The organism is Mesorhizobium sp. C264A, from assembly GCF_040324515.1.
In the GTDB taxonomy this organism is placed as follows: domain Bacteria; phylum Pseudomonadota; class Alphaproteobacteria; order Rhizobiales; family Rhizobiaceae; genus Mesorhizobium.
In genome coordinates this window covers 574,627-597,156 of the sequence record NZ_JAMYVY010000002.1, presented here as the reverse complement: position 1 = coordinate 597,156, position 22,530 = coordinate 574,627, and the positions used below count along the sequence as shown (strand labels likewise).

Genomic DNA, 22,530 nt, shown 5'->3' with positions numbered 1-22,530 from the left:
TACGTAAGGTGAAGCTTACCCGCCCATGCCGCTGCGTGGCAGCTTGATCATCTCGCCGAAGCGGGCGCGCAATTTGTCGTCGAGCAGCTTCGGCACATGGCGCGGGAACCGCTCGGCAAGCACGCGCTTCTTTTCGATGATCGCCCGCTGCAAGATGTCGGGCCGGCCCTTCTCGTTCCATTCCTTGGGCGAAAAGCGGTCGCCGACGGCCGGATAAAAATACTCGGTCTGCATCAGGCGCAGCGTCTGCTCGTTGCCGAGATAGTGGCCTGGGCCATTCATGCAGACTTCGGTGATGGTGTCGATCGACAGCGCTTCGTCGGTCACTTCGATGCCGCGCACGCAGCGCAGGCAGTGGCCCAGCATGTCATTGTCTATGATCAGGCTCTCCAGGCAAAAGCCGAGCAGCGAGGCATGCATACCTGCCGATTCATAGACCAGATTGAGGCCGGCAAGACCGGCCATCACGTCGGTGATCCCCTTTTCATAGCCGGACTGGATGTCGGGCAGTTTCGAATCCGTCATGCCGGCGGCCGAACCGCCCGGCAGATCGTAGAACTGCGCCATCTGCGCGCAGGCCGAAGTCAGCACGGCCTGCTCGGCCGAACCGCCCGACATGGCGCCGGTCCTGAGGTCGGAGACGAACGGCCAGGTGCCGAAGATCGCCGGATGCCCCGGCTTGATGGCGTTGACATAGATGAGACCGACCAGCACTTCCGCCACCGCTTGCACCACAGCGCCGGCAATCGCCGCGGGAGCGGTGGCGCCGGCCTGGCCGGCCGATAGCAGCAGGATCGGGATGCCGCCTTCGACACAGGCTTCGAGCACGCCGCAGGCGTCCTCGGCAAACTTCATCGGCGGCACGACGAAGCAATTGGAGTTCGACACGAACGGCCGGGCGCGAAAGTTCTCCTCGCCGCCGGCGATCGCATAAAGCATTTCCAGCGCCGGCTGCACGTTCTCGCGCACCGTGAACGAGGTGCCGACATGCTTCGACGTGCCCATCACGCAGGCGTAGAGCGTGTTGAAGTCCATTTCGAGCGGATCGGGAATGTCGCGCGGCACCATCGGCCGCTGGAAGAAATGGATGTTGTCGAGCCCTTCGACGAGGCGAGCGGCGTCGTAAATGTCCTGCACCAGCGACTCTCGGTATTCGCGCTTTTCGACATCGACCAGATGCACCGCCGCACCCGCCGTGCCGTAATGCACGCGCTTGCCCTGGATAAGCATGTCATGCCTGGGGTCCTGGCCGTGCAGCATAAAATTCCTCGCCGCTTTCTTGATCGTGTCCATCACAAGCCCACGTGGGAAACGGATGCGGCCGTCATCGCCATAGACGGCGCCGACCCCGGTCAGAGCCTCGATGCAGGAGGGAATGGCATTGGCGAAGCCGACGGTCTCCAGCAGCGTCAGCACCGCTTCATGGATGCGCTCCTGGTCGTTCTGGTTGAGCGGCCCGTAGCTGCCGCCTTCGAGGCCGGCGCGCACCGGCCGGATATCGTCGGCAAGCGGTGCGGCGCGCATGGCGCGGCGCGCTTCGCGCCCGCCGGATCGGCGCGAACGCTGGTCGGCTGATGTATCTTTAGGAGCCGCATCCTGCTTCTCAACAGCCACTGACATGGGGGGCACTCCACCTTTAGCTTGCGAAACACGACGCGGTGATCGGTCCACCGTCGGCCTGCTTCGTCCCTCTGTCAGCCGACTATGCCGTTGCCATTGGCCCAGCCTATGGGCCAGTCAACGCAGCCGAGTATGCCAGAGAGCTAATGCAGAATGTTGGTGATCATGCCAAGGGCCGGGCTGTTCAAAGCCCCGGCACAGGCAAATCAGGCTGCAGCGGGCCTGCGTCCGGCTGCGGTCGCGAGCTCGCGAATACCCGGCTCGATGTGCTGCAGTGCGATCGAGGAAATGCCCAAGCGCATGAAACGCGACGGCTTTTCGGTGCGATCGAAGAAGCGATCGCCTGGCTCGATGATGACGCTGCGCGAGGCCGCGGCCTCGGCCAGTCCACGTGAATCGGTGCCACGCGGGCCTTCCAGCCAGAGCGATGTGCCGCCGGCCGAATCGGTCGAGCGCCATTCCGGCAGGAATGCGGAAATCGCATGGACCAGACGCTTGCGCCGCTCGTCGAAGGCCGACGACAGCCGCCGCACCAGGGCTTCGTGATGGCCGAGCGACAGGAACAGCGCGACCGCGCGCTGGTTGTTGGCTGGCGGGTGCCTGAGCATGAAGCGACGCAGCGCCCTAAGCTCGGAGATTAGTCCAGCCGAAGCGACGATGTAGCCAAGCCGCAGGCCCGGAGCCAGCGTCTTCGACATCGAGCCGACATAGACGACGCGACCCGAGCGATCGAGGCTCTTCAGCGCCTGCTGCGGCGCCTCGTCGAGAAGCTGGCTGTCATAGCCGTCCTCGATGATGATCTGGTTGTGGCGGTTGGCGCGCGCCAGAAGGTCCTGCCGCCGCTCTGCCGACAGCGGCACCATGGTCGGGCAATGGTGGCTGGGGGTGACGAAGACAAAGCCGGAATCGTTGGGGATGGACGAGGTGACGATGCCGGACTGATCGACCGGAACCGGCTGGATTTCGGCGCCTGCCAGGCGGAAGATCGAGCGCGCGTCGGGGTATCCCGGGTCTTCCATCGCGACCTTGGAGCCCTTTGTCATCAGCAGTGTCGCCAGCATATAGAGCGCGTTCTGGGCGCCCAGCGTGACGATGATCTCGTCCGGATTGGCGAAGATGCCGCGCCGCGGCAACAGCCGCGCCTGGATTTGCTCGATCAAGAGCGGATCGTCGCGATCGACCATGTCGGAGGCCCAGTTGCGGATTTCGAGCACGGCCAGCGCCATGCGGTTGCACTCACGCCATTCGGCGGTCGGGAACAGCGCCGGGTCGAACTGGCCGTAGACGAAGGGGTAGGACGACTTGATCCAGTTATCGTGCTTGGCCGGCGGCGGCATGTCGCTGGCGGCGATCTGCCGGCGTGCCTTCCAGTCGATCTCGTTCTGCTGGTCCGGCGCCTTCTGGTGCGGCTTGGCGGGGGTGGCCAGCACATCCGGATTGACGAAATGGCCGCGCCGTTCGCGCGCGACCAGGAAACCTTGGTCGACCAATTGCTGGAATGCCAGCACCACAGTGCCGCGCGCGACGCCGAGTTTCTCAGCCAGGATGCGGCAGGACGGAAGCGGCATCGAAGCGGCGATCTGCCGGTCGAGAATGGCGGCGACGATCGCCTGACGGATCTGCGCCTGCAGGGTCTGGCCCGATTCCGCCGAAATCCGGAACAGGCCGGACCATATGGCCGTGTCGTTACGCTGTGGCATGGAAGGTGTTTCCTCGATGGCCAGTCTTTTTTGCTCGGCTGGACCAGCGGAAGGTACCCGTGGCACAAGGGGTTGCGCCAATCAATTTTTCTGATCGCTGGGATTTATGCCAGTGATCTATGCGCGACGCGCAGCGTCGTCGCATCCCCGGGTGACGCTTGCGTCATCCCGCAGCGCGGACGCCCGCGCGACGCGCAGCGTCGTCGCGCCTCATTATCCCCAGTGCGACGCGTAGCGTCGTCGCTACTCCCATCAAATCATCCAGCGCGACGCGCAGCGTCGTAGCTCCATCAGATCGCACTATGCTGCACTGCGTCATCCCCACGCATTGAAACATGGGGAATTCGGCTCAATAAGATCAGCGCGACGACACGCGCCGGAAACATCCGGTCTGATAAGATGTCGTGAAAAACGATCAGGAGCCGGCAGTGGATCATTCCTCCTTCGACAAACAGCTTGTCGCCTTGCGTGCTGCGCGCTCGGCTGCATCGGGCACGATGCGCGAGGCTTTTGCCGCGGACCCCAAGCGCTTCGAGACATTTTCGGCCAGCGATGGAGACCTTTTTCTCGACTGGTCGAAATGCGCGGTCGACCAGGGCACGATGGAACTGCTCGAGAAGCTCGCCGCCGCCGCCGATCTCGAAGGGCGCCGTGCCGCAATGTTTTCCGGCATGAAGATCAACATCACCGAGGACCGCGCCGTGCTGCACACGGCGCTGCGCAACCTCTCGGGCAAGGCCGTCACCGTCGACGGCCAGGACGTCAAGGCGGATGTGCTGTCCGTGCTCGACGCCATGGGCGCTTTCGCCGATGCCATTCGCTCCGGCAAGGCCGCCGGCGCCACCGGCAAGAAAATCACCGACATCGTCAACATCGGCATTGGCGGCTCCGATCTCGGCCCGGCCATGGCGACGCTGGCGCTGGCGCCCTATCACGACGGCCCGCGCGCGCACTACGTCTCCAACATCGACGGCGCCCATATCCACGACACGCTGAAGGGCCTGTCGGCCGAAACCACCCTGTTCATCATCGCCTCCAAGACCTTCACCACGGTCGAGACGATGACCAACGCCGAGACCGCACGCAAATGGGTGCAGAAGGCGCTCGGCAAGGAAGCAGTCGGCAAGCATTTCGCCGCCGTTTCGACCGCGCTCGACCTGGTTTCCAAGTTCGGCATCGAAGCGGATCGCGTGTTCGGCTTCTGGGACTGGGTCGGCGGCCGCTATTCGCTGTGGGGCGCCATCGGCCTGCCGGTGATGATTGCCATTGGCCCGCGCAACTTCCGCGCCTTCCTCGATGGCGCGCATGAGATGGACGAGCACTTCCGCACCGCACCCCTGCAGAAGAACCTGCCGGCGCTGCTGGGGCTGGTCGGCTGGTGGCATCGCGTGATCTGCGGTTATCCGGCGCGTGCGGTCATCCCTTATGACCAGCGCCTTTCCAGGCTGCCGGCCTATCTGCAGCAGCTCGACATGGAATCGAACGGCAAGGGCGTCACCCTCGACGGCACGCCGGTGACGACGCCGACCGGACCGCTGGTCTGGGGCGAGCCCGGCACCAATGGCCAGCACGCCTTCTTCCAGCTGCTGCACCAGGGCACCGATTTCATCCCGGTCGAGTTCCTTGCCGCTGCCGTCGGCCATGAGCCGGATCTGAAGCACCAGCACGATCTACTGCTTGCCAATTGCCTGGCCCAATCGGAAGCGTTGATGAAGGGCCGCACGCTGGACGAGGCTCGCGCGCAGATGCTGGCCAAGGGCATGAAGCCGGCAGATGTCGACAGAATAGCCCCGCACCGCGTCTTCTCCGGCAACCGCCCCTCGGTGACGATCCTCTACCGCAAGCTCGACCCGCGCACCTTCGGCCGGCTGATCGCGCTTTACGAGCACCGCGTCTTCGTCGAAGGCACTCTGTTCAACATCAATTCCTTCGACCAATGGGGCGTCGAGCTCGGCAAGGAGCTGGCGACCGGCCTGTTGCCAGTCGTGGAAGGCAAGGAGAGCGCCGACAAGCGCGACGCATCGACCGCCGGGCTGGTGGCGCGCATCCAGCAACTGCGGGGGGCTCAATGAAAAATCCGGCCGACATCAAGGGCATCTTGTTCGACAAGGACGGCACGCTTGTCGATTTCAACGCGACCTGGCTCAGCATTGCCGATTTCATGGCCATGGACGCCGCCGAGGGCGATCGCTGGAAGGCCGACAGGCTGCTTTCGGCGGCGGGCTTCGATTTCGTAGGCAAGCGCTTCAAGCCGGATTCCATCTTCGCCTCCGGCACCAACATGGATGTCGTCGAACTGTGGTTCCCGCGCCTGTCCGACGAGGACCAGATGCTGGCCGTCGCCCGCTTCAACGAGATCACCTCGGTGCAAGGCTCGTCGATGGCGGTGGCCTTGCCCGGCGTCGTCGCGGCGCTGACGGCTCTGCACAAGCGTGCCTACCGGCTCGGCGTCGCCACCAACGATTCGACTGCCGGTGCCGAAAAGACCATGGTCACTCTCGGCGTCGCCCAGCTGTTCACCGCCGCCTATGGCTATGACGCGGTCGCCAATCCGAAACCGGCGCCGGACACGATCGTCGCCTTTTGCGACCTGACCGGGCTGAGGCCGTCAGAGATCGCCATGGTCGGCGACAACCGCCACGACCTGGAGATGGCGCGTGCCGGCGGCTGCGGCCTGGCGGTCGGCGTGCTCTCCGGCACCGGCACGCGTGAATCGCTGTCGGCGATCGCCGATGTCGTTTTGGATTCGGTCGCCGATTTGCCAGACTTTCTCTCGGCGCGGGTCAAGGAGACGGTCTGACGGGGGCCTGGGGCAAACTCAATTCGGCTCGGGATTTCCCCGCCAATGGCCGAGTTGAGGGAAGCAGCCATGAAACTATGGAGCTTCTGGTTTGTTTTCGGACACAGTGGGCTACTCATCAGCAGAGCAAACGTACCCGCATTTGCCGCACCTGATCTTGGCGCTTGCGTTATCGATGTCTTCGCCAGGCTGAAGCTCGAAGCCGCGATTTTCGCACTTTGGGCAAACCCTATGAAGCCGATACGTTGAACAACTTTAATCCACGCCATTCGACTTCTCCTATCAACGGCTAATCCAATCTATTTTCTGCCCCTTGAGGTTTGTCCACAATGAGTAGAATCCGGCCATTCAGAGCGACTGGGCTTTGCCGCGTCGCGCTAGCAATCTTCCGGCTCGAACCAAAACACACCGCTCGGCTTGGTCACATCACCCTTTGCGTCGCCGAAATCCGGCACCTGATATTCGGCGAGCAATCGTAGCCGCGACAGCGGCAGATCGGCGCGGCGGGGATCGCCGACCAGCACCTCGATGCCGGCTGCCAGGCAGCGGTCGAGGAACGGAATAACCCGTATCGCAACCTCGCGGCCGTAGAACACGTCGCCGGCAAGCACGAGGTCGACGGCCGGCGGCGGGCCTGTGGTGATGTCCTTGTCGACAATGGTGATCTCGACGCCGTTGGCCGCGGCATTGATGCCGATCGCGGCGACGCCGTTGCGATCGATCTCGGCCGCGATCACCGCGCTGGCGCCGGCCTTGGCGGCGGCGATGCCGACGAGGCCGGAGCCGGCGCCGAGATCGAGCACGCGTCGGCCGGCTACGCTTTGCGGATGGTCGAGTATATAGCGCGCAAGCACCGCCCCGCCGGCCCATGGATAGGCCCAGTAGGGCGGCGGTGGCTGAGGCGCGTCGTCGACTGGCTCAACCGCATCGTCGTCCGCGCCTTGGTGCGGGTCGACAAGCCGCCTCAGGCCGCTGCCGGGATGAGCCGTGTAGAGTTGGATTTCAGGAAGTGCTGGAACAGGCGCAAGGCGCATGTTCGCCTTGATGAACGTCGCCGCGTCGGGACGCGGATTGTCGTCTACACTTTCGCCGCGACTAGGCTCGTCGTTCAAATCTATTCCCGCAGCGCCCGGCGCAAAATCTTGCCCACCGGCGTCTTCGGCAGTTCGGTTCGGAACTCGATGTATTTCGGCCGTTTGTAGCCGGTCAGGTTCTCGCGGCAATAGGCGGTCAGTGCCTCGACGGTCAGCGCCGGATCTTTCTTGACGATGAACAGCTTCGGCACCTCGCCCGAATGCTCGTCCGGCACGCCGATCGCCGCCACTTCGAGCACGCCCGGATGCTGGGCGACGACTTCCTCGAGTTCGTTCGGATAGACGTTGAAGCCGGAGACCAGGATCATGTCCTTCTTGCGGTCGACGATCTTGGTGTAGCCGCGCTCGTCCATGAAGCCCATGTCGCCGGATTTGAAAAACCCGTCCTTGGTCATCACCTTGGCGGTCTCGTCCGGCCGGTTCCAGTAACCGGCCATCACTTGCGGTCCGCGGATGCAGATCTCGCCGACTTCGCCCAGCGGCAGGTTGTTGCCGTCATCGTCGCGGATGACGATCTCGGTCGACGGCAGCGGCAGGCCGATCGTGCCGGTGAAATTGCTGTCGCTGAACTTGTTGGCGGTGGCCACCGGCGAGGTCTCCGACAGCCCGTAGCCCTCGGTGATCGAATTGCCGGTCAGCGCCTTCCAGCGCTCGGCAACCCCCTTCTGTACCGCCATGCCACCACCCAGCGTCATGATCAGCGGCTTGAAGTCGAGCTTGCGGAAATCCTCGTTGTTAAGCAGCGCGTTGAACAGCGTGTTGAGGCCGGGGAAAATGTGCATCGGGTATTTCTGCAGCTCCTTGACGAAGCCGGGAATGTCGCGCGGGTTGGGAACGAGCACGTTCTGGGCGCCCTGCTGCATGCCCATCAGCGCGTTCACCGTCAGCGCGAAGATATGGTAGAGCGGCAGCGCGCAGATGAAGTTGAGATGCGCCGGTTTCGGCTTGATCGCATAGGCGTCCTGCAGCCACAGCGTGTTCTGCGCGACATTGGACAGCACATTGGAGTGCAGCAGCACAGCACCTTTGGAAATCCCCGTGGTTCCGCCGGTATATTGCAGGAAGGCGATGTCGCCGGCCTCCATCTTGGCCGGCTTGAAGGCGATGCCGGCGCCGGCTTTCACCGCCGCATTGAACTTGACATGGCCGGGCAGCGACCAGGCCGGCACCATCTTCTTCACCCGGCGCACGACGAGGTTGACGATCGTGCCCTTGAGGGCGCCGAGCATGTCGCCCATCGCCGCGACCACCACATGCTTGACCGCCGTCCTGGCAATCACCGCGTCCAGGGTGCTGGCGAAATTCTCCAGAATGACGATCGCCTGCGCGCCGGAATCCTTGAGCTGATGTTCGAGCTCGCGCGGCGTGTAGAGCGGATTGATGTTCACCACGACATAGCCGGCGCGAAGCACGGCCATCATCGCCACCGGATATTGCAGCACATTCGGCATCATCAGCGCCACGCGTGCGCCTTTCTGCAGGCCCTTCGATTGCAGATAAGCGCCGAAGGCGGCCGATTGCCGCTCGAGTTCGGCATAGGAGATCGACTTGCCCATGCAGACGTATGCCGGCTGGCCGGAAAACTGCTTACAGGCGCCGACGAGGAAGTCGCCGATCGAACTGTAGGGCAGGGCGCCGATCTCCGCCGGCACTACTTTCGAATAGCTTTTTAGCCATGGCTTTTCCGGCAAGCCCGCGGCAAGCGCCGTCAGCGTATTCGGCAGTTTTTTGGCCGCGCCCGGCGACGGCTTCGAGGCGGGCTTCGCCGCGGCTGTCTTGGCGGCTGGCGGCTGGGCGGGCTTTGCAGCGGGTGCTGTCTTCGCCGCGCGCTTGACCACAGGTTTCGCTGCCGGCTTGGCGCTTGCCTTCGCCGGCGTCGAGGTTGCCGTTGGCTTGACAGCGGGAGTGGCTTTGGCCGGTGGCGCTTTCGACTTGGCGGCAGCGGCGGCCGGTTTTGAAGCTTTCGCCGCTTTTGCTTTCGCCGGGGCCGTTGTCTTTGTTGCTTTCGCCACCTCTAGCCTCCCTCGGTCGTTCTGTTGCCTGCTCCTGCTGCGCCGCCTCGATGTGGTGAGGCGTCCTCCGCTGCAGCGATGTCGCGGATTCCCGGAAAATCCAGCGTGTCATCTATCTATTGCGACTATCGGCGGCCGTGCAAGTCTTGCCCCAGCGGCAGGACGGCAAAGATTTGCCGCCGAAATCCTTCCCGCGATGCCAGCTCAGGCAATGCCGTCCTGTCATCTCGGTGGCGAAACCCAGGCTTGTGGATTTTTGGCTTACGGTTGCTGCAATCAATGAAAAAATGCGGTCGTTAACAATCCCGTGATTAGCAGATTTTGCTATTTGTTTCTGCAGTTCGTCAAAGACCGAGAAATATTTTCTGCTTACGGTGGGGTAGGCAAACAGGGTGTTCCAAAGCCGGAAAAACGGTGCTTATATGCGCGCTTCGCGAGCCTATAGAGGGGCTTGGAAGAACATCAGGGAGTGCTCAATGAAAAAGAAACTGACTTTTGCAGCCGCGTTGCTGGCTGCAAGCGTCCTCGGCGGTGTGGCCAATGCCAAGACGCTGGTCTATTGCTCGGAGGCCTCGCCGGCCAACTTCGACCCGGGTACCACGACGGGCGGCAACGACTTCGACGCCTCGTCGCGCACCGTCTATTCGCGCCTGGTCGAGTTCAAGCATGGCGGCACCGAAGTTGTGCCCGGTCTCGCCGACAAATGGGAGATTTCGGACGACGGCCTGGTCTATACTTTCCACCTGCATCCGGGCGTGAAGTTCCAGACGACGGATTTCTTCAAGCCGACGCGTGATTTCAATGCCGACGACGTCGTCTTTTCGTTCGATCGCCAGTTCAACAAGGAAAACCCCTGGAACGGCGAGAAGTACCTGCCGAACCTGACCTGGGACTACTACACCGGCATGGACATGCCGAAATACGTCGCCAAGTGGGAAAAGGTCGATGACCTGACCGTGAAGCTGACGCTGACCGAGCCGAACGCGCCGATGCTGGCCAATCTCGGCATGGACTTCGCCTCGATCGTGTCGAAGGAATATGCCGACCAGCTGGAAAAAGACGGCAAGATGGCCGACTTCTCGACCAAGCCGGTCGGTACAGGTCCGTTCCAGTTCGTCGACTACCAGCTGGATTCGGTCATCCGCTATGCGGCCAACCCGGACTACTTCAAGGGCAAGGAAAAGATCGACGATCTCGTCTTCGCGATCACGCCTGACGCCACCGCCCGCATCCAGAAGGTGCTCGCCGGCGAATGCGATATCGCGCCCTATCCGAATCCTGCCGACATCGGCACGATCAAGGCCAACGCCGACGTGACCCTGATGGATCAGGCTGGCCTCAACATCGGCTATATGAGCTACAACACCACCATCCCGCCGCTCGACAAGCCTGAAGTGCGCCATGCGCTCAACCAGGCGATCGATCGGGAATCGCTCATCAAGTCGCTGTTCCAGGACGCCGGCGCCACGCCGGCCGTAAACCTGATCCCGCCGACCATGTGGTCATGGAACAAGGACGTGAAGTCCGACGCCTATGATCCGGAAGCCGCCAAGAAGGTGCTGGCCGATGCCGGATTGAAGGAGATCCAGCTTTGGGCCTCCGACCGCGTCCGTCCCTACAACCCGAATTTCCAGCGCGCCGCCGAACTGATCCAGGCTGACTGGGCCAAGGTCGGCGTCAAGGCGGAGATCGTCAGCTACGAGTGGACGAAGTACCGCGAAGAAGGCAAGAAGAAGGAACGCCCGGGCGCCTTCCAGATCGGCTGGACCGGTGACAATGGCGATCCGGACAATTTCTTCGCCACGCTGTTCGCCTGCTCGGCCATCGGCGTGTCGAACTACTCCAGCTGGTGCGACAAGGACTTCGAGGATCTGATCCAGAAGGCCAAGAAGACCAGCGACCAGGCCGAACGCACCAAGCTCTATGAAGAGGCGCAGGTTGTCTTCCAGAAGCAGGCTCCGGCCTTCCTCATGGCACACAGCCAAGTCTACGCAGTCGTGCGCAAGAATGTCAGCGGCTTCATGATGGATCCGCTCGGCATTCATCGCTTCGACGGCGTCGACAAGGCCGAATAGAACTGTTAGGCGGGCGGCGCGCAATCAGGCGCCGCCCGCTTTTCAAGATGCTCCGATATCTCCTAAACAAAATCGTCTTGGTGCTGCCGACGCTGATCGGCATCACCATCTGCGCCTTCGCTTTCGTCAGGCTGCTGCCCGGCGATCCCATTCTTGCCATGGCCGGCGAGCATGGCGTGTCGCCCGAGCGTTACGCGGAACTGAAGGAACAGTTCGGCTACAATTTGCCGATCTGGCAGCAATACGCGCATTATGTCCGCGATGCCGCGACCGGTAATTTCGGCGTGTCGATTTCGTCCAAGCGGCCGGTCATCGAAGATTTCATGACGCTGTTCCCGGCAACCATCGAGCTCTCCGTCTTCGCCATGATCTTCGCCATGGTGCTGGCCATACCGGCCGGCATCATTGCTGCGGTCAAACGCGGCTCCTGGTTCGACCAGGGGCTTATGGGCACCGCCCTCGTCGGCTATTCCATGCCGATCTTCTGGTGGGGCCTGCTGCTGATCATCTTTTTCTCCGGCTATCTCGGCTGGACCCCGGTTTCAGGCCGCATCGGCCTTCAGTTCTTTATCAAGCCGATCACCGGCTTCCTGACCCTCGACAGCCTGCTCTACGGCAAGTGGGATGCTTTCCGCTCGGCATTGAGTCACCTGGTGCTGCCGACAATTGTGCTCGGCACCATCCCGCTGGCGGTGATCGCGCGCCAGACGCGCTCGGCCATGCTCGAAGTGCTGGGCGAAGACTATGTGCGGACCGCCCGCGCCAAGGGCCTGTCGTCGTCCCGCGTCATCGGCGTGCATGCGCTACGCAATGCGCTGATCCCGGTGGTCACCACCATCGGCCTGCAGGTCAGTACCCTGCTCGCCGGCGCCATTCTCACAGAAACCATCTTCGCCTGGCCGGGCATCGGCAAGTGGATGGTCGAATCCATATCCAAGCGCGACTATGTCGTCGTGCAGTCAGGCTTGCTGCTGATCGCCCTTATCGTCATGGCGGTGAACCTGATCGTCGACGTGCTTTATGCCGTCATCAACCCGCGCATCAGGGCGGCGTGATGAGCCAGTCGACCGAAATCGCCCCGATGGCCGCCGGCAACCCTGACCGTCTGACCGGCTTCAGGACCTTCTGGCACTATTTCTCGGTAAACCGCGGCGCCGTCATCGGCCTGTTCGTCTTCATCCTTTTGGTGCTGGCCGCGCTCTTTGCACCGCTGCTGGCACCCTATGCGCCCGACATCCAGGACAAGACAGCTTTCCTGCGTCCGCCGGCCTGGCAGGCAGGCGGCAGCATGGAATATCTGCTTGGCACCGACGCGGTCGGCCGCGACATGCTCTCGCGCCTGCTCTATGGCGCGCGTTTCTCGCTGCTCATCGGCGCCGTCGTGGTCACGCTGGCGCTTGTCGGCGGCATCACGCTCGGCCTTTTGGCCGGCTATTTCCGGGGCTGGGTCGACGTGGCGATCATGCGGGTCATGGATCTGATCCTGTCCTTCCCGTCGCTGCTCTTGGCGCTGGTTCTGGTCACCATCCTCGGCCCCGGCCTGTTCAACGCCATGCTGGCCATCGCGCTTGTCCTGCAACCCCACTTTGCCCGTCTGGTGCGCGCTGCCGTCATGGCCGAAAAGAGCCGCGAATATGTGGTCGCCGCCAAGGTCGCCGGCGCCGGCCATATAAGGCTTATGCTGCGCACCATCCTGCCCAACTGCCTGGCGCCGCTGATCGTCCAGGGCACGCTGTCCTTCTCCAACGCCATCCTGGAGGCGGCCGCTCTCGGCTTTCTCGGCCTTGGCGCCCAGCCGCCGACGCCGGAATGGGGCACCATGCTCGCCTCGGCGCGTGAATTCATCCTGCGCGCCTGGTGGGTGGTGACTTTCCCCGGTCTGGCTATCCTCATCACCGTGCTTGCCATCAATCTGATCGGCGACGGTCTGCGCGATGCGCTCGATCCGAAGCTGAGGAGGTCGTGATGGCGCTGCTCGACATCCGCAATCTCGTCGTCGAGTTCCAGACCGCCTCCGGGCCGTTCCGCGCGGTCGATGGCGTCTCGCTCCATGTGAACGAACGTGAAGTGCTGGCCATCGTCGGCGAATCCGGCTCCGGCAAGTCGGTGTCGATGTTGGCTGTGATGGGGCTGTTGCCGTGGACGGCGACGGTCACTGCCGACGAGATGAGCTTCAACGGCCGCGATCTCCTGAAGATGAGCCCGGCCGACCGGCGCAAGATCGTCGGCAAGGACATGTCGATGATCTTCCAGGAGCCGATGGCCAGTCTCAATCCGTGCTTCACCGTCGGCTTTCAGATCGAGGAGGTGCTGCGCTTCCATATGGGCATGGACAAGGCCCAGCGTCGCGAGCGCGCCATCGAATTGCTGACGCAGGTCGGCATTGCCGAGCCGGCCGAACGGCTGAACTCGTTCCCGCACCAGATGTCGGGCGGCCAGTGCCAGCGCGTCATGATCGCCATCGCCATTGCCTGCAATCCCAAGCTTCTGATCGCCGACGAGCCGACCACCGCGCTCGACGTCACCATCCAGAAGCAGATCCTCGACCTGCTGGTGTCGCTACAGGTCAAATACGGCATGGGCCTGATCATGATCACCCACAATATGGGCGTCGTGGCCGAGACCGCCGACCGCGTCATCGTCCAGTACAAGGGCCGCAAGATGGAAGAGGCCGACGTGCTGTCGCTGTTTGAATCGCCGAAGAGCAATTACACCCGCGCACTTTTGTCGGCGCTGCCGGATAATGCCGTCGGCGACCGGCTGCCGACCGTCTCGGACATGCTGTTCGAACCGGCTGCCGGGAGCGTCTGATGGGCATCAAGGTCGTCGAAGGCAAGGACATCGTGCGCGACTATCACGTCGGCGGCGGCCTGTTTCGCGGCGCGCGCACCGTGCATGCGGTCAAGGGCGTTTCGTTCAGCGTCGACAAGGGCAAGACGCTGGCCATCGTCGGTGAATCGGGCTGCGGCAAGTCCACGCTGGCGCGCATCATCACGCTGATCGATCCGGCAACGTCGGGCGAGCTGTTCATCGACGGCAACAAGGTCGACATCGCAAGGAACGGCCTGACCAGGGAGATGCGCCGCAAGGTGCAGATCGTCTTCCAGAACCCTTACGGATCGCTCAATCCGCGCCAGAAGATCGGCGACGTGCTGGGCGAGCCGCTGCTCATCAACACCGACAAGCCGGCCGAAGAGCGGCGCGACCTTGCCATGAGGATGCTGAAGAAGGTCGGCCTCGGCACCGAGCACTACAATCGCTACCCTCACATGTTCTCGGGCGGCCAGCGCCAGCGCATCGCCATTGCCCGCGCGCTGATGCTGAACCCGAGCCTGCTGGTGCTTGACGAACCGGTCTCCGCGCTCGACCTTTCGGTGCAGGCGCAGGTGCTCAACCTGCTCGCCGACCTGCAGGACGAATTCCAGCTGACCTATGTCTTCATCAGCCACGATCTGTCTGTCGTGCGCTACATCGCCGACGACGTGATGGTGATGTATTTCGGCGAAGCCGTCGAATACGGCTCGCGCGAGGAGGTCTTCGCCGACCCCAAGCACAACTACACCAGGACGCTGTTCGCCGCGACGCCGCGCGCCGACGTCGCCTCGATCAAGGCGCGGCTGGCGAAGAAGAAGGCCGCCTGACCTCTCACCGAGAATTGTTTTTGAACAATCGGAAATGCGTCGCGGCGGTGGTTTGCCGGCAGGATTGATCGCGATCTGCGAGCTGCCGGGCGCAAGCCGCGTCGCAGGTTGGGGTGCGCCCCATCACTCACCCGCTCCGTGCTGGTAAAGCTCGTCCATGCTGAGCATTGCCAGGGTTGCGAAGGGGGCCTGTTTTTTCACCCGACCGCGGCTCAAGATCACCACGTCGTCGCAGAACGATATGGTGCTGTAATGATGACTGATGACAATGGTGGTGCGGCGGCCGGCCCGCGATTTCAGCGTCTCGACAATAGCGGCTTCTGACAACCCATCCACCGCACTGGTGGCTTCGTCGAGGATGAGAATATCGGGATCGCGCACCAGCGCCCGCGCCAGGGCGATCCTTTGCCTTTGTCCGGCTGACAGGTTGATGCCCCGGTATCCGACCAGTGTCGCGTAGCCCTGCGGCAGGTGCTCGATGAATTGATGTGCCTCGGCCAGCCTTGCGGCGCGCATGGCGTCGCTGGCCGACGCCGTGTCGTAGCCGTAGATAATGTTTTCAAAAATGGTGCCATCGACCAGTTCCAGCTCCTGACTGGCCAAGGCAATGTTCCGCCGCCATTGGCTTGGGTCCACTTCATCGAGCGGTGCCCCATCGACGAGGATCCTGCCGCTGTCGGGTTTGACGAAGCGGCACAGGAGATTGACGATCGTCGTCTTGCCGGCGCCCGAGCGGCCGATCAGCGCCGTCGAGCGGCCGCTGCGGATATCGAACACCGCCTTATGCAGCACCGCCTCGCGCGCGTCGGGGCCTGACAGGGGACCGGAATAGGCGAAGCTCACATCATCGAAGCTGATCCCTTGGCGCAAGCCGTCGAACGGCAGGCTGCCCTGCGGCGCCTCGGGCTTGTCGGAAGGATCGAGCAGCCATTGTACCTCCTCCAGCGAGCCGCTCATGCCTTGCAACTGACTCCAGGACATCTGCAAGGCCCGCATATGCGGCTGCAGTCGGTAGAGCAGGATGAGGAAGGCGACGGTCAGCGGGAAGCTTACATTCGCCAGCCAGGCTCCGATCACCACCGCCAGGAACAGCATCGCGTGCAATACCTCGGTCAGTGGCGGCAAGACGCCCTGGCGGATTGAAAGCACGAAAGCCGCCCGCCGCACCCCGTCGGACGCTTTGGCGAAGACCGCCTTTTCGCGGTTCTCCTGCCCGAAGATGCGAATCAGGCGCCCGGCATGCACCAGATGCAGCATCTGCGACGCCAGTGCGCTGTTGCGCGAGACGACGCTGCGGCTCGGCGCCTTCAGATTGGACGACAAAACCCCGTGCGCCAGCTGGACAAGCGCCAGCCCTAGAGTCACCAGCAGCGTCATCTGCCAAGAGAGGAGCAGGAGGAAGGCGAGCAGGATGACGGCGGCCGAGGCACTGACGATCGCGCCGAGCAGGGCCTGGATAGCGTCGGATGCTCGCCAGGATTCGTTGGAGATGATGTTGAGCAGCCGCCCGGGGCTTTGCTGCAGGAAAAAGGGGTAGCCGACCCTGAGCAACTGCTCCGACAGTGCGCTACGGATCGAATAACCTGCCTTGCCGTAGATGTAGCTGGTCAGCAGAGTGTTGGCGAAGGCAAAGACATTTTTCAGTACGATCGAACCGAGGATCGCGGCCGAAATGGCGATCAGCCGCTGGCGCTCGCCGAGGTCCGCTCCAACCTGCTGGAGGAGGGCGGAGAAACCGGCCATGCCTGATGTTTCGCCACGTCCCATAATGATGCCGAGCAGCGGAATGATGAGACCGATGCCGAGGCCTTCCAGCGCGGCGCCCGCAAGCCCGAGCCCCACCACGACGGGAACGAGCCGCAACAGCCTGCCACCAAGCGCGCGGCGCAGCATTGGCAGGGCTGACGGAATCAGTGACATTATCGCGCTCTGGCCTCCGCGTTGGCTTCGCTGGCTTGTCGGTCGTGGCGCAGCGGCAGCCGTTTTGGCCATCCCATCATGACGAGCAGCGCAAATCTGGCGGCACCTGCCAGATTCATAACGACAATAGGCCAGTGCGACAGATCGAGGTCGCGGTCAAAGCGAGGACGGCCCGCCAGTTCCCTGAACGCGGCCCGCGCGGACCAATAGACATGGCGAAGCAGCCAAGGGGCGTGGCGGACATGTTTCAGGCACAGCGCACCATTACCGAGGCTATAGTCGCGGTGCAGCCTGTCGATCGATTTGCGGTCTCGCCGGCCGTGATGATGCAAGACCGTCATGTCGGGCACATACTCGACCGGCATGCCGAGCAGCATCGCCCGCACGAGATAATCAGTATCTTCAGCCGAGCGTAGCGGGCCGCCAGCGCCGAAGCGTTCGTCGAACGACCCGATGCGGGCCGCGACGTCGCGGTGCATGGTCATGTTGCAGCCGAGCACGAAGCCGCCGGGGTGGACCGCCGGGGTCAGCCGCTCGCTTGCCTCGTAGAGCTTTATGGTGAAGGGCAGGTCCCGGGCATCACCGAGCTCGACCCGGCCGCCGCGGATCAGCCACTTCTCGCCACTCCGGTAGTGCCGCTCCAGGTCGCGGAGATAGTCGCGGTCGAGCTTGCAGTCGTCGTCGACGAAGACCAGCACGCGGCCTCGCGCTCGCGCCAATCCGGCATTGCGGGCAGCGGCTAGTCCGGGGCGAGTCTCCGAGACGGCTGTGACTGGGATGTCGGAAGTTTCGGCGATAGCGGCCAGCCGCTTTGACGTGCCGTCCCGTGAACCATTATCGACCACCACCAACTCTGCCGCGAAGGTGGCGTGCACCCGGCATGCCGCCTGGATCGAGGCTATGCAAGCCTCCAGCACAGCGGCGCGGTCGCGCGTGCAGACGATGAAACTGACCTCGAGCGACGGCCGCTCCGATCGGGGAGATGTCGGGACAGGCGCACTCGCAAACTGGTGATCGCGCAGGAGCGGGTGGGGCCTGTCGGTCATACCAGTCCCCGCTGATAACGCGCAAGCACCGCTTCGGCCGGCGTGGTTTTGAAGAAGTAGGCCACCGCGTCCGCCCGCTTTCCGGCCCTTATCGAGAGCAGGCTGAGCCAAGGCGCCCAGACGCCGGGACGCAGCGCATATTGTTCGCGGCGCCGGATGAAATTCCATCTCGCCGTCCGCGTGAGCAATTCGTGGGTCAGCGGCGGTTCTCCTTCGTCGCCGACGAGTTGGTAGAGGAAATAGAACAGGTTCAGCGCGCCTGCCTCGAAGCTTGGCCGTGTGTCGGTCGGCAGCTCGGAAATCCGCTCTTCGAGCGCACGGATGAAATCGGCTGCGCGCGAAACCGTGTCGAAAGAGACGGCCTCGCCGATGTCGCGCAGATCCGCTGTGGTTTCCGCAAGCCCCTCACGCTCGAGATTTTCGGCCACGATCCGCAAATGCGTCCTGCGCATTTCCTTGGCATGCCGCATGGTCACGCTTCCCGCGTGGATGCGATAGACGAGCAGGCTATCGGGCGATATGGTCGCCGGGAAACGGCCGGCAAGCCGTCTGAAGAGATCGAAATCCTCGGCGTGCCTATATTTTGGATCGTAATAGAGATCGTTGTTCCCAATGACATTCCTGTTGTAGATCACCGTCGGATGTAAGAATATCGTAAAGAACATCGACAATATGTCGAGCCGGCCGAGCCGGAACGCCGGGTCTAGCCTGCCTTTGGCGATACGGCCGTGAAGCAAGGTATCGACGCAGGCGCCGCAGAAGCCGAGATCGGGCCGCCGCTCGAACAGTGCGACCTGGCGCGAGAGGCGCCGGGGATAGGCGACATCGTCCGCATCCATTCGCGCAACAAGCTCGCCCTGGGCCAGTCGTAGCCCTTCATTGAGGGTGGCGACGAGGCCGCGGTTCTCACGCGAGATGACAGAAACGCGATTGTCTGCCCGGCCGTATCGTTCGAGAATCTCAAGCGAGTTGTCAGTCGATCCGTCATCGATAGCGATGACCTCCAGGCGATCGTAGTCTTGCCGCAGAATGCTCTCCAGCGCAGCGGTGAGATAAGGCCCGGCATTGTAGACCGGCAGCAGGACGGAGACGAGCGGCGCGGTGGTCATCTCTGCGCATCCGTTCGCCGGAGTTCGAGTGCGGCGCGGCCATCGGGGGATCCGCCGGGATAGGCGTCCGCCGCCCTGCCGAGCCAGCCGGCATCGCCAGAGCGTGCCTGGGAGCGGCGGCGCGCTACATAGGGGAAGCGGCGCTTGAGGCCGTTGAGCGGCTTTTCGAAAGCCGTCCACGAGATCGAAGCGACGGCGATCGTGGCGGCGCTCGCGACCAGGAAACGCCCTGGCCCCTGCTCCGAGACATTGAGCGGGATCCAGGGCTGTGACTTGACGGCGAGCGACAGAAGGATCGGATGGTAAAGATAGACGCCGTAGCTGATGCGGCCCAGTGACAGCAGCGGTGGCAGTTCGAAAACCCTGCCGAGGACGCCGCCAAGGCCGGCTGAACAGGCGGCGACAACGGCCACCAGCGGCACCAGGGGCAGGATCTGCAGCAACGCCCAGCGGGCCCATTCCAGCATAGGATCGGCCGGCGCAGGGATAAGCCACTCAATCGCCAGGAAGACAGCCGCAAGGGCTGGCCAGCCTAGCCGCATCCATTGCGGCAGGCCGGCGCCTCTGGTCCGCCGGCAGGCAAGCAAAGCACCAAACGCCAGCGCGTCCATCGATGCTGGCGGCAGCAGGTCGCGCGCTAGCGCCGGGGTGGCGGTGATCGGCCAGTAGAAGCGATAGGCCAGCGACAACAGGATGACGCCGATAGTGATCGCTTCCACCCGCCGGCGGGGTGCGAGAAGCACGACCAGCGGCCAGGCGATATAGAACTGCTCCTCGATGCTCAGGCTCCAGAAATGGCAGAGTAGCCAGGGCGTCCATTCGTTGCGCAGCGCGTACCAAAAATTCGACAGGTAAAGCGCATGCCAGACGAGCGATCCACTGGACTGCTCCAGATCGGTCAGCCAGACGAACCCAAGCACGGCGAAATAGGGCGGGAATATGCGCAGCGCGCGCCTGATGTAGAAGGAACTCAATGCAGGGCCGGCTTTGAATTCGGCCGCGGCGCGCGCTTCGAGCAGCAGTCGTGTGATCAGGAAGCCGCTCAGCACAAAAAAAAGCCGCACCCCGATGTGGCCCCAAAAGGAGGACCCGTTGGGTGCAAGGAAATGGGAATAGAGAACCATCGTGACAGCGATGGCGCGCAGAGCGTCCAACTGATTGTCACGCGCGACCGCCATCAGCCATTTCCGCCGGTCTGAAATCTCCGATGAAGCCAGCGGCCCTGCATTCCGGGCCTCAGGTCGAGGCCTGCCAGCGTCGAGAGTGCGCCGACAACATCAAACCCGCGCCTTGTGCGCGGGGCAGCCTCGAAATCGGTGCTGGCCAGCGAAAAATTCAAGCTGATCAACTTGGCGGAATCCTCCACGGCGCACTTCCCAGTACCAAATCCCCCAAGAAATGGTGCAACCGGGCAATGGTGCAGTGCAACACAAAATATCTATCGAGCTGTAATATTTGTGTGAGTTAGTGCTAAAAATGGGTATGATTTGCGAGTGCGTTGCGTCGATCAGGGTTTTTCACGTCCGCAATGCTGCATGAGCAGTAGTACCATGTCAGAAAAGGCACGGTTTAATTACACAACTATAATCCGGAGTGTCTGATATAGGTCAAAATTGACGAAGATTATTCCAAGATAGTGGTTTTGTATCTTATAAATTATGCTTGTATTGTCGGGTTCTCTAGGCTGTCGATCTTGCGCGATGCAGCATAGTCGATGGTCAAGCGTCTGACGACGCAATCCTGTGGCGGCGGCCATATGGCGCATGTCGACGAGGCAGACAGGAAGTGCCGGTGTTGGCGTAGGGAGTGACGTGCATTAGCCTTGCACCTGCCGTCACGCTTGCGTCGGATGGAGAACTGGTGCCGCTTAGGTGACTCGAACACCTGACCCCATCATTACGAATGATGTGCTCTACCAACTGAGCTAAAGCGGCCCGGGAAGCGCGAGGTTCCAGGATCGGCTGGGTGATAGACTCAACCGGCCGCTAATTCAAGATGGGCAACCGCGATTTCGAGCCGGCATCCGGCAATTCGTCCCGGCATTTTCCATTGGCGCGCAATGAGCCACCGCCTCATTTGCTTTTTCGGCTACGCGGAGACGTCGCGGTGGACTGCGCACAAACTGCCCGGCAAGGCGGCAAAACGGACTGATTTTATTGCCAAAACGCATCGAAATGGGCCTTGAACAGGCCTGTAAGGCAGAATGCGGGCGCTCGCCCGTTGATTGATTGGTCGCCTGCGGCTAACGATCATGGCAATGTAAGCGAACGGACAGGGGAATTCGCTTTTGGACGCGATCGAAAAAGCGATCCGCAACGCCTTCGAGAAAGGCAACGCCGAGGACCGGGCATTTCGCGAGCGGGTCTATCGGTCGGCTTTCGCGGCGCTCGACCGCGTGCTCCAGGCCAATCCCGGCGTGACGGTGGAAGCCGCCATCAAGCGCCGTAAGGCGGTGCAGGAAAAGATCGCCGAGATCGAATCCGAATTCCTGCCCGCGGTCCCCGATGTCGCCGCGCAGACGCAGAGCGCTGCGCAGACACAAGATACCGCGCTGACGCAACGCGTTGCGCAGCCGCAAGACGCCGTACAGGGCGCCGCCGAGGCGCCCGCGGTCGATGCCCCGACAGGTGTCGCGGCCGGACCGTCGCCGGCGATCGTCGTTGATGGACCGGTTCAGCCCGAGGCATCCGACGCGCCGCGTTCGCGCGTGCTGCCGGTCGTCCCCGACATCATGCCTGACGCCACGCTGCCCGGCGCCCCGGCGATCGATATGGCCGAATCCGCGCCGGCCGAGGCCGCGGCGGAAGTGGCGCCTGACCGTGATGAAAGGCGGATAAGGGGCCGCCGCCTGCCGCTGACGGCGATCTTCTTTGGCGTGACGTTGCTCGCCGCCGCCGGCATCGGCCTCTATTTCGCCGTGCAGACCGGGGTCTTCAAGACGCCGGCGCAGCTCGACACGGCGCCGCCCGAAGCGCCGCCGACCGTCGACGATGACGACTTCACGCCGCCTGCCGATACAACTGAGCCGCAGCAGCCTGGCGCGCCGCAGCAGCCTGGTGTCGCCGAACAGACGCGCGACTGGATCAACGTGTTTACACCCACCGATCCAACGCATGTGGCGACCCCGTCCGACGCCAAGGCCGATGTCGTGCAGGATGACACCGGCTCCTTCCTGCGCATCCGCTCCGGTGCTTCCGGCTCGGCCATCAGCTTCGATGTCGGGCAGGGCGTGCTGGAGAAGCTTGCCGGCAAACATGCCGTGTTCGACATCGTCGCCCGCGCCGAGGACGGCAAGGACACGCAGATCTCCGTCGACTGCAATTTCGGCGATCTCGGCGACTGCGGCCGCAAGCGCTATGCGGTCGGCCAGCAGCGTAACGAATATCTGTTCGACGTGAAATTCCCCGACAAGCCCCCGGGCGCGGCCGGCAGCATCGCCATCAACTCCGACTTCGACAAGCAGGGCAAGGCGGTCGACATCTACGAGATCCGCGTTTCGATCGAACCGTAAGC

The 22,530-nt window shown here is 62.9% G+C and carries 17 protein-coding genes and 1 tRNA gene; 8 read left to right on the top strand and 10 right to left on the bottom strand.

Annotation, left to right across the window (positions count from 1 at the left end; all coding sequences use genetic code 11):
* Window positions 1–15: 15 nt before the first annotated feature.
* On the bottom strand, window positions 16–1,620 hold the full coding sequence (locus NKL04_RS21920) for a trimethylamine methyltransferase family protein (protein WP_023699429.1): 1,605 nt from the start codon (window positions 1,618–1,620) through the stop codon (window positions 16–18).
* 206 nt (window positions 1,621–1,826) lie between these two features.
* The gene (pdxR, locus tag NKL04_RS21915; protein WP_023669484.1) at window positions 1,827–3,320 is read right to left on the bottom strand and encodes a MocR-like pyridoxine biosynthesis transcription factor PdxR; all 1,494 of its coding nucleotides are present in this window, start codon (window positions 3,318–3,320) and stop codon (window positions 1,827–1,829) included.
* 428 nt (window positions 3,321–3,748) lie between these two features.
* On the opposite strand from pdxR, the gene pgi reads away from it, so the two are divergent.
* Complete coding sequence (gene pgi / locus NKL04_RS21910) at window positions 3,749–5,392, top strand: glucose-6-phosphate isomerase (protein ID WP_023699431.1); 1,644 nt, start codon at window positions 3,749–3,751, stop codon at window positions 5,390–5,392.
* Complete coding sequence (locus tag NKL04_RS21905; RefSeq protein WP_352724375.1) at window positions 5,389–6,120, top strand: HAD family hydrolase; 732 nt, start codon at window positions 5,389–5,391, stop codon at window positions 6,118–6,120. Before pgi ends, NKL04_RS21905 begins: the two co-directional genes overlap by 4 nt.
* Before the next feature lie 377 nt (window positions 6,121–6,497).
* On the opposite strand, the gene NKL04_RS21900 is transcribed toward NKL04_RS21905, so the two are convergent.
* Both NKL04_RS21900 and NKL04_RS21895 read right to left on the bottom strand, forming a co-directional pair.
* Window positions 6,498–7,154: a 50S ribosomal protein L11 methyltransferase gene (locus NKL04_RS21900; RefSeq protein ID WP_084568469.1), complete on the bottom strand. Its 657-nt coding sequence runs from the start codon at window positions 7,152–7,154 to the stop codon at window positions 6,498–6,500.
* Window positions 7,155–7,234: 80 nt separating this feature from the next.
* Complete coding sequence (locus NKL04_RS21895) at window positions 7,235–9,226, bottom strand: long-chain fatty acid--CoA ligase (protein ID WP_023699435.1); 1,992 nt, start codon at window positions 9,224–9,226, stop codon at window positions 7,235–7,237.
* A 476-nt stretch (window positions 9,227–9,702) separates the two neighbouring features.
* Between NKL04_RS21895 and NKL04_RS21890 the strand changes: the two genes are divergently transcribed.
* From NKL04_RS21890 to NKL04_RS21870, 5 genes are read left to right on the top strand one after another with little or no spacing between them, the layout of a single operon-like run.
* Complete coding sequence (locus NKL04_RS21890; RefSeq protein WP_023669491.1) at window positions 9,703–11,301, top strand: ABC transporter substrate-binding protein; 1,599 nt, start codon at window positions 9,703–9,705, stop codon at window positions 11,299–11,301.
* Between the two features lie 47 nt (window positions 11,302–11,348).
* On the top strand, window positions 11,349–12,356 hold the full coding sequence (locus tag NKL04_RS21885) for an ABC transporter permease subunit (RefSeq protein ID WP_023669492.1): 1,008 nt from the start codon (window positions 11,349–11,351) through the stop codon (window positions 12,354–12,356).
* A 26-nt stretch (window positions 12,357–12,382) separates the two neighbouring features.
* Window positions 12,383–13,267, top strand: a complete 885-nt coding sequence (locus tag NKL04_RS21880; protein ID WP_050485757.1) for an ABC transporter permease subunit — start codon at window positions 12,383–12,385, stop codon at window positions 13,265–13,267.
* Complete coding sequence (locus NKL04_RS21875; protein WP_023699436.1) at window positions 13,267–14,112, top strand: ABC transporter ATP-binding protein; 846 nt, start codon at window positions 13,267–13,269, stop codon at window positions 14,110–14,112. The genes NKL04_RS21880 and NKL04_RS21875 overlap by 1 nt, the downstream gene beginning before the upstream one ends.
* Window positions 14,112–14,942, top strand: coding sequence for a dipeptide ABC transporter ATP-binding protein (locus NKL04_RS21870; RefSeq protein ID WP_023688780.1), 831 nt, complete (start codon window positions 14,112–14,114; stop codon window positions 14,940–14,942). The genes NKL04_RS21875 and NKL04_RS21870 overlap by 1 nt, the downstream gene beginning before the upstream one ends.
* Before the next feature lie 123 nt (window positions 14,943–15,065).
* On the opposite strand, the gene NKL04_RS21865 is transcribed toward NKL04_RS21870, so the two are convergent.
* The 6 genes from NKL04_RS21865 to NKL04_RS21840 all read right to left on the bottom strand — a co-directional run bounded on the left by NKL04_RS21865 (window position 15,066) and on the right by NKL04_RS21840 (window position 20,951).
* On the bottom strand, window positions 15,066–16,862 hold the full coding sequence (locus NKL04_RS21865) for an ABC transporter ATP-binding protein (RefSeq protein WP_027049321.1): 1,797 nt from the start codon (window positions 16,860–16,862) through the stop codon (window positions 15,066–15,068).
* Complete coding sequence (locus NKL04_RS21860) at window positions 16,862–17,908, bottom strand: glycosyltransferase family 2 protein (RefSeq protein WP_023699437.1); 1,047 nt, start codon at window positions 17,906–17,908, stop codon at window positions 16,862–16,864. The genes NKL04_RS21865 and NKL04_RS21860 overlap by 1 nt, the downstream gene beginning before the upstream one ends.
* A complete protein-coding gene (locus NKL04_RS21855) occupies window positions 17,905–19,017 on the bottom strand; it encodes a glycosyltransferase family 2 protein (protein ID WP_023699438.1) in 1,113 nt (370 codons plus the stop codon). The genes NKL04_RS21860 and NKL04_RS21855 overlap by 4 nt, the downstream gene beginning before the upstream one ends.
* Window positions 19,014–20,195: an acyltransferase family protein gene (locus NKL04_RS21850; protein ID WP_023669499.1), complete on the bottom strand. Its 1,182-nt coding sequence runs from the start codon at window positions 20,193–20,195 to the stop codon at window positions 19,014–19,016. The genes NKL04_RS21855 and NKL04_RS21850 overlap by 4 nt, the downstream gene beginning before the upstream one ends.
* The gene (locus tag NKL04_RS21845; RefSeq protein WP_023682045.1) at window positions 20,195–20,383 is read right to left on the bottom strand and encodes a hypothetical protein; all 189 of its coding nucleotides are present in this window, start codon (window positions 20,381–20,383) and stop codon (window positions 20,195–20,197) included. Before NKL04_RS21845 ends, NKL04_RS21850 begins: the two co-directional genes overlap by 1 nt.
* A gap of 492 nt (window positions 20,384–20,875) precedes the next feature.
* Window positions 20,876–20,951: transfer RNA gene (locus tag NKL04_RS21840), tRNA-Thr, on the bottom strand.
* 353 nt (window positions 20,952–21,304) lie between these two features.
* Between NKL04_RS21840 and NKL04_RS21835 the strand changes: the two genes are divergently transcribed.
* A complete protein-coding gene (locus NKL04_RS21835) occupies window positions 21,305–22,528 on the top strand; it encodes a hypothetical protein (RefSeq protein WP_023699439.1) in 1,224 nt (407 codons plus the stop codon).
* The last annotated feature ends 2 nt before the right edge of the window (window positions 22,529–22,530 follow it).

What these genes read in the sequence shown, in the direction of transcription:
- NKL04_RS21920 (WP_023699429.1), bottom strand. Translation starts at nt 1,620, where the DNA reads ATGTCAGTGGCTGTTGAGAAGCAGGATGCGGCTCCTAAAGATACATCA.
- pdxR (WP_023669484.1), bottom strand. Translation starts at nt 3,320, where the DNA reads ATGCCACAGCGTAACGACACGGCCATATGGTCCGGCCTGTTCCGGATT.
- NKL04_RS21905 (WP_352724375.1), top strand. Translation starts at nt 5,389, where the DNA reads ATGAAAAATCCGGCCGACATCAAGGGCATCTTGTTCGACAAGGACGGC.
- NKL04_RS21900 (WP_084568469.1), bottom strand. Translation starts at nt 7,154, where the DNA reads ATGCGCCTTGCGCCTGTTCCAGCACTTCCTGAAATCCAACTCTACACG.
- NKL04_RS21890 (WP_023669491.1), top strand. Translation starts at nt 9,703, where the DNA reads ATGAAAAAGAAACTGACTTTTGCAGCCGCGTTGCTGGCTGCAAGCGTC.
- NKL04_RS21885 (WP_023669492.1), top strand. Translation starts at nt 11,349, where the DNA reads ATGCTCCGATATCTCCTAAACAAAATCGTCTTGGTGCTGCCGACGCTG.
- NKL04_RS21880 (WP_050485757.1), top strand. Translation starts at nt 12,383, where the DNA reads ATGGCCGCCGGCAACCCTGACCGTCTGACCGGCTTCAGGACCTTCTGG.
- NKL04_RS21875 (WP_023699436.1), top strand. Translation starts at nt 13,267, where the DNA reads ATGGCGCTGCTCGACATCCGCAATCTCGTCGTCGAGTTCCAGACCGCC.
- NKL04_RS21870 (WP_023688780.1), top strand. Translation starts at nt 14,112, where the DNA reads ATGGGCATCAAGGTCGTCGAAGGCAAGGACATCGTGCGCGACTATCAC.
- NKL04_RS21865 (WP_027049321.1), bottom strand. Translation starts at nt 16,862, where the DNA reads ATGTCACTGATTCCGTCAGCCCTGCCAATGCTGCGCCGCGCGCTTGGT.
- NKL04_RS21860 (WP_023699437.1), bottom strand. Translation starts at nt 17,908, where the DNA reads ATGACCGACAGGCCCCACCCGCTCCTGCGCGATCACCAGTTTGCGAGT.
- NKL04_RS21855 (WP_023699438.1), bottom strand. Translation starts at nt 19,017, where the DNA reads ATGACCACCGCGCCGCTCGTCTCCGTCCTGCTGCCGGTCTACAATGCC.
- NKL04_RS21850 (WP_023669499.1), bottom strand. Translation starts at nt 20,195, where the DNA reads ATGGCGGTCGCGCGTGACAATCAGTTGGACGCTCTGCGCGCCATCGCT.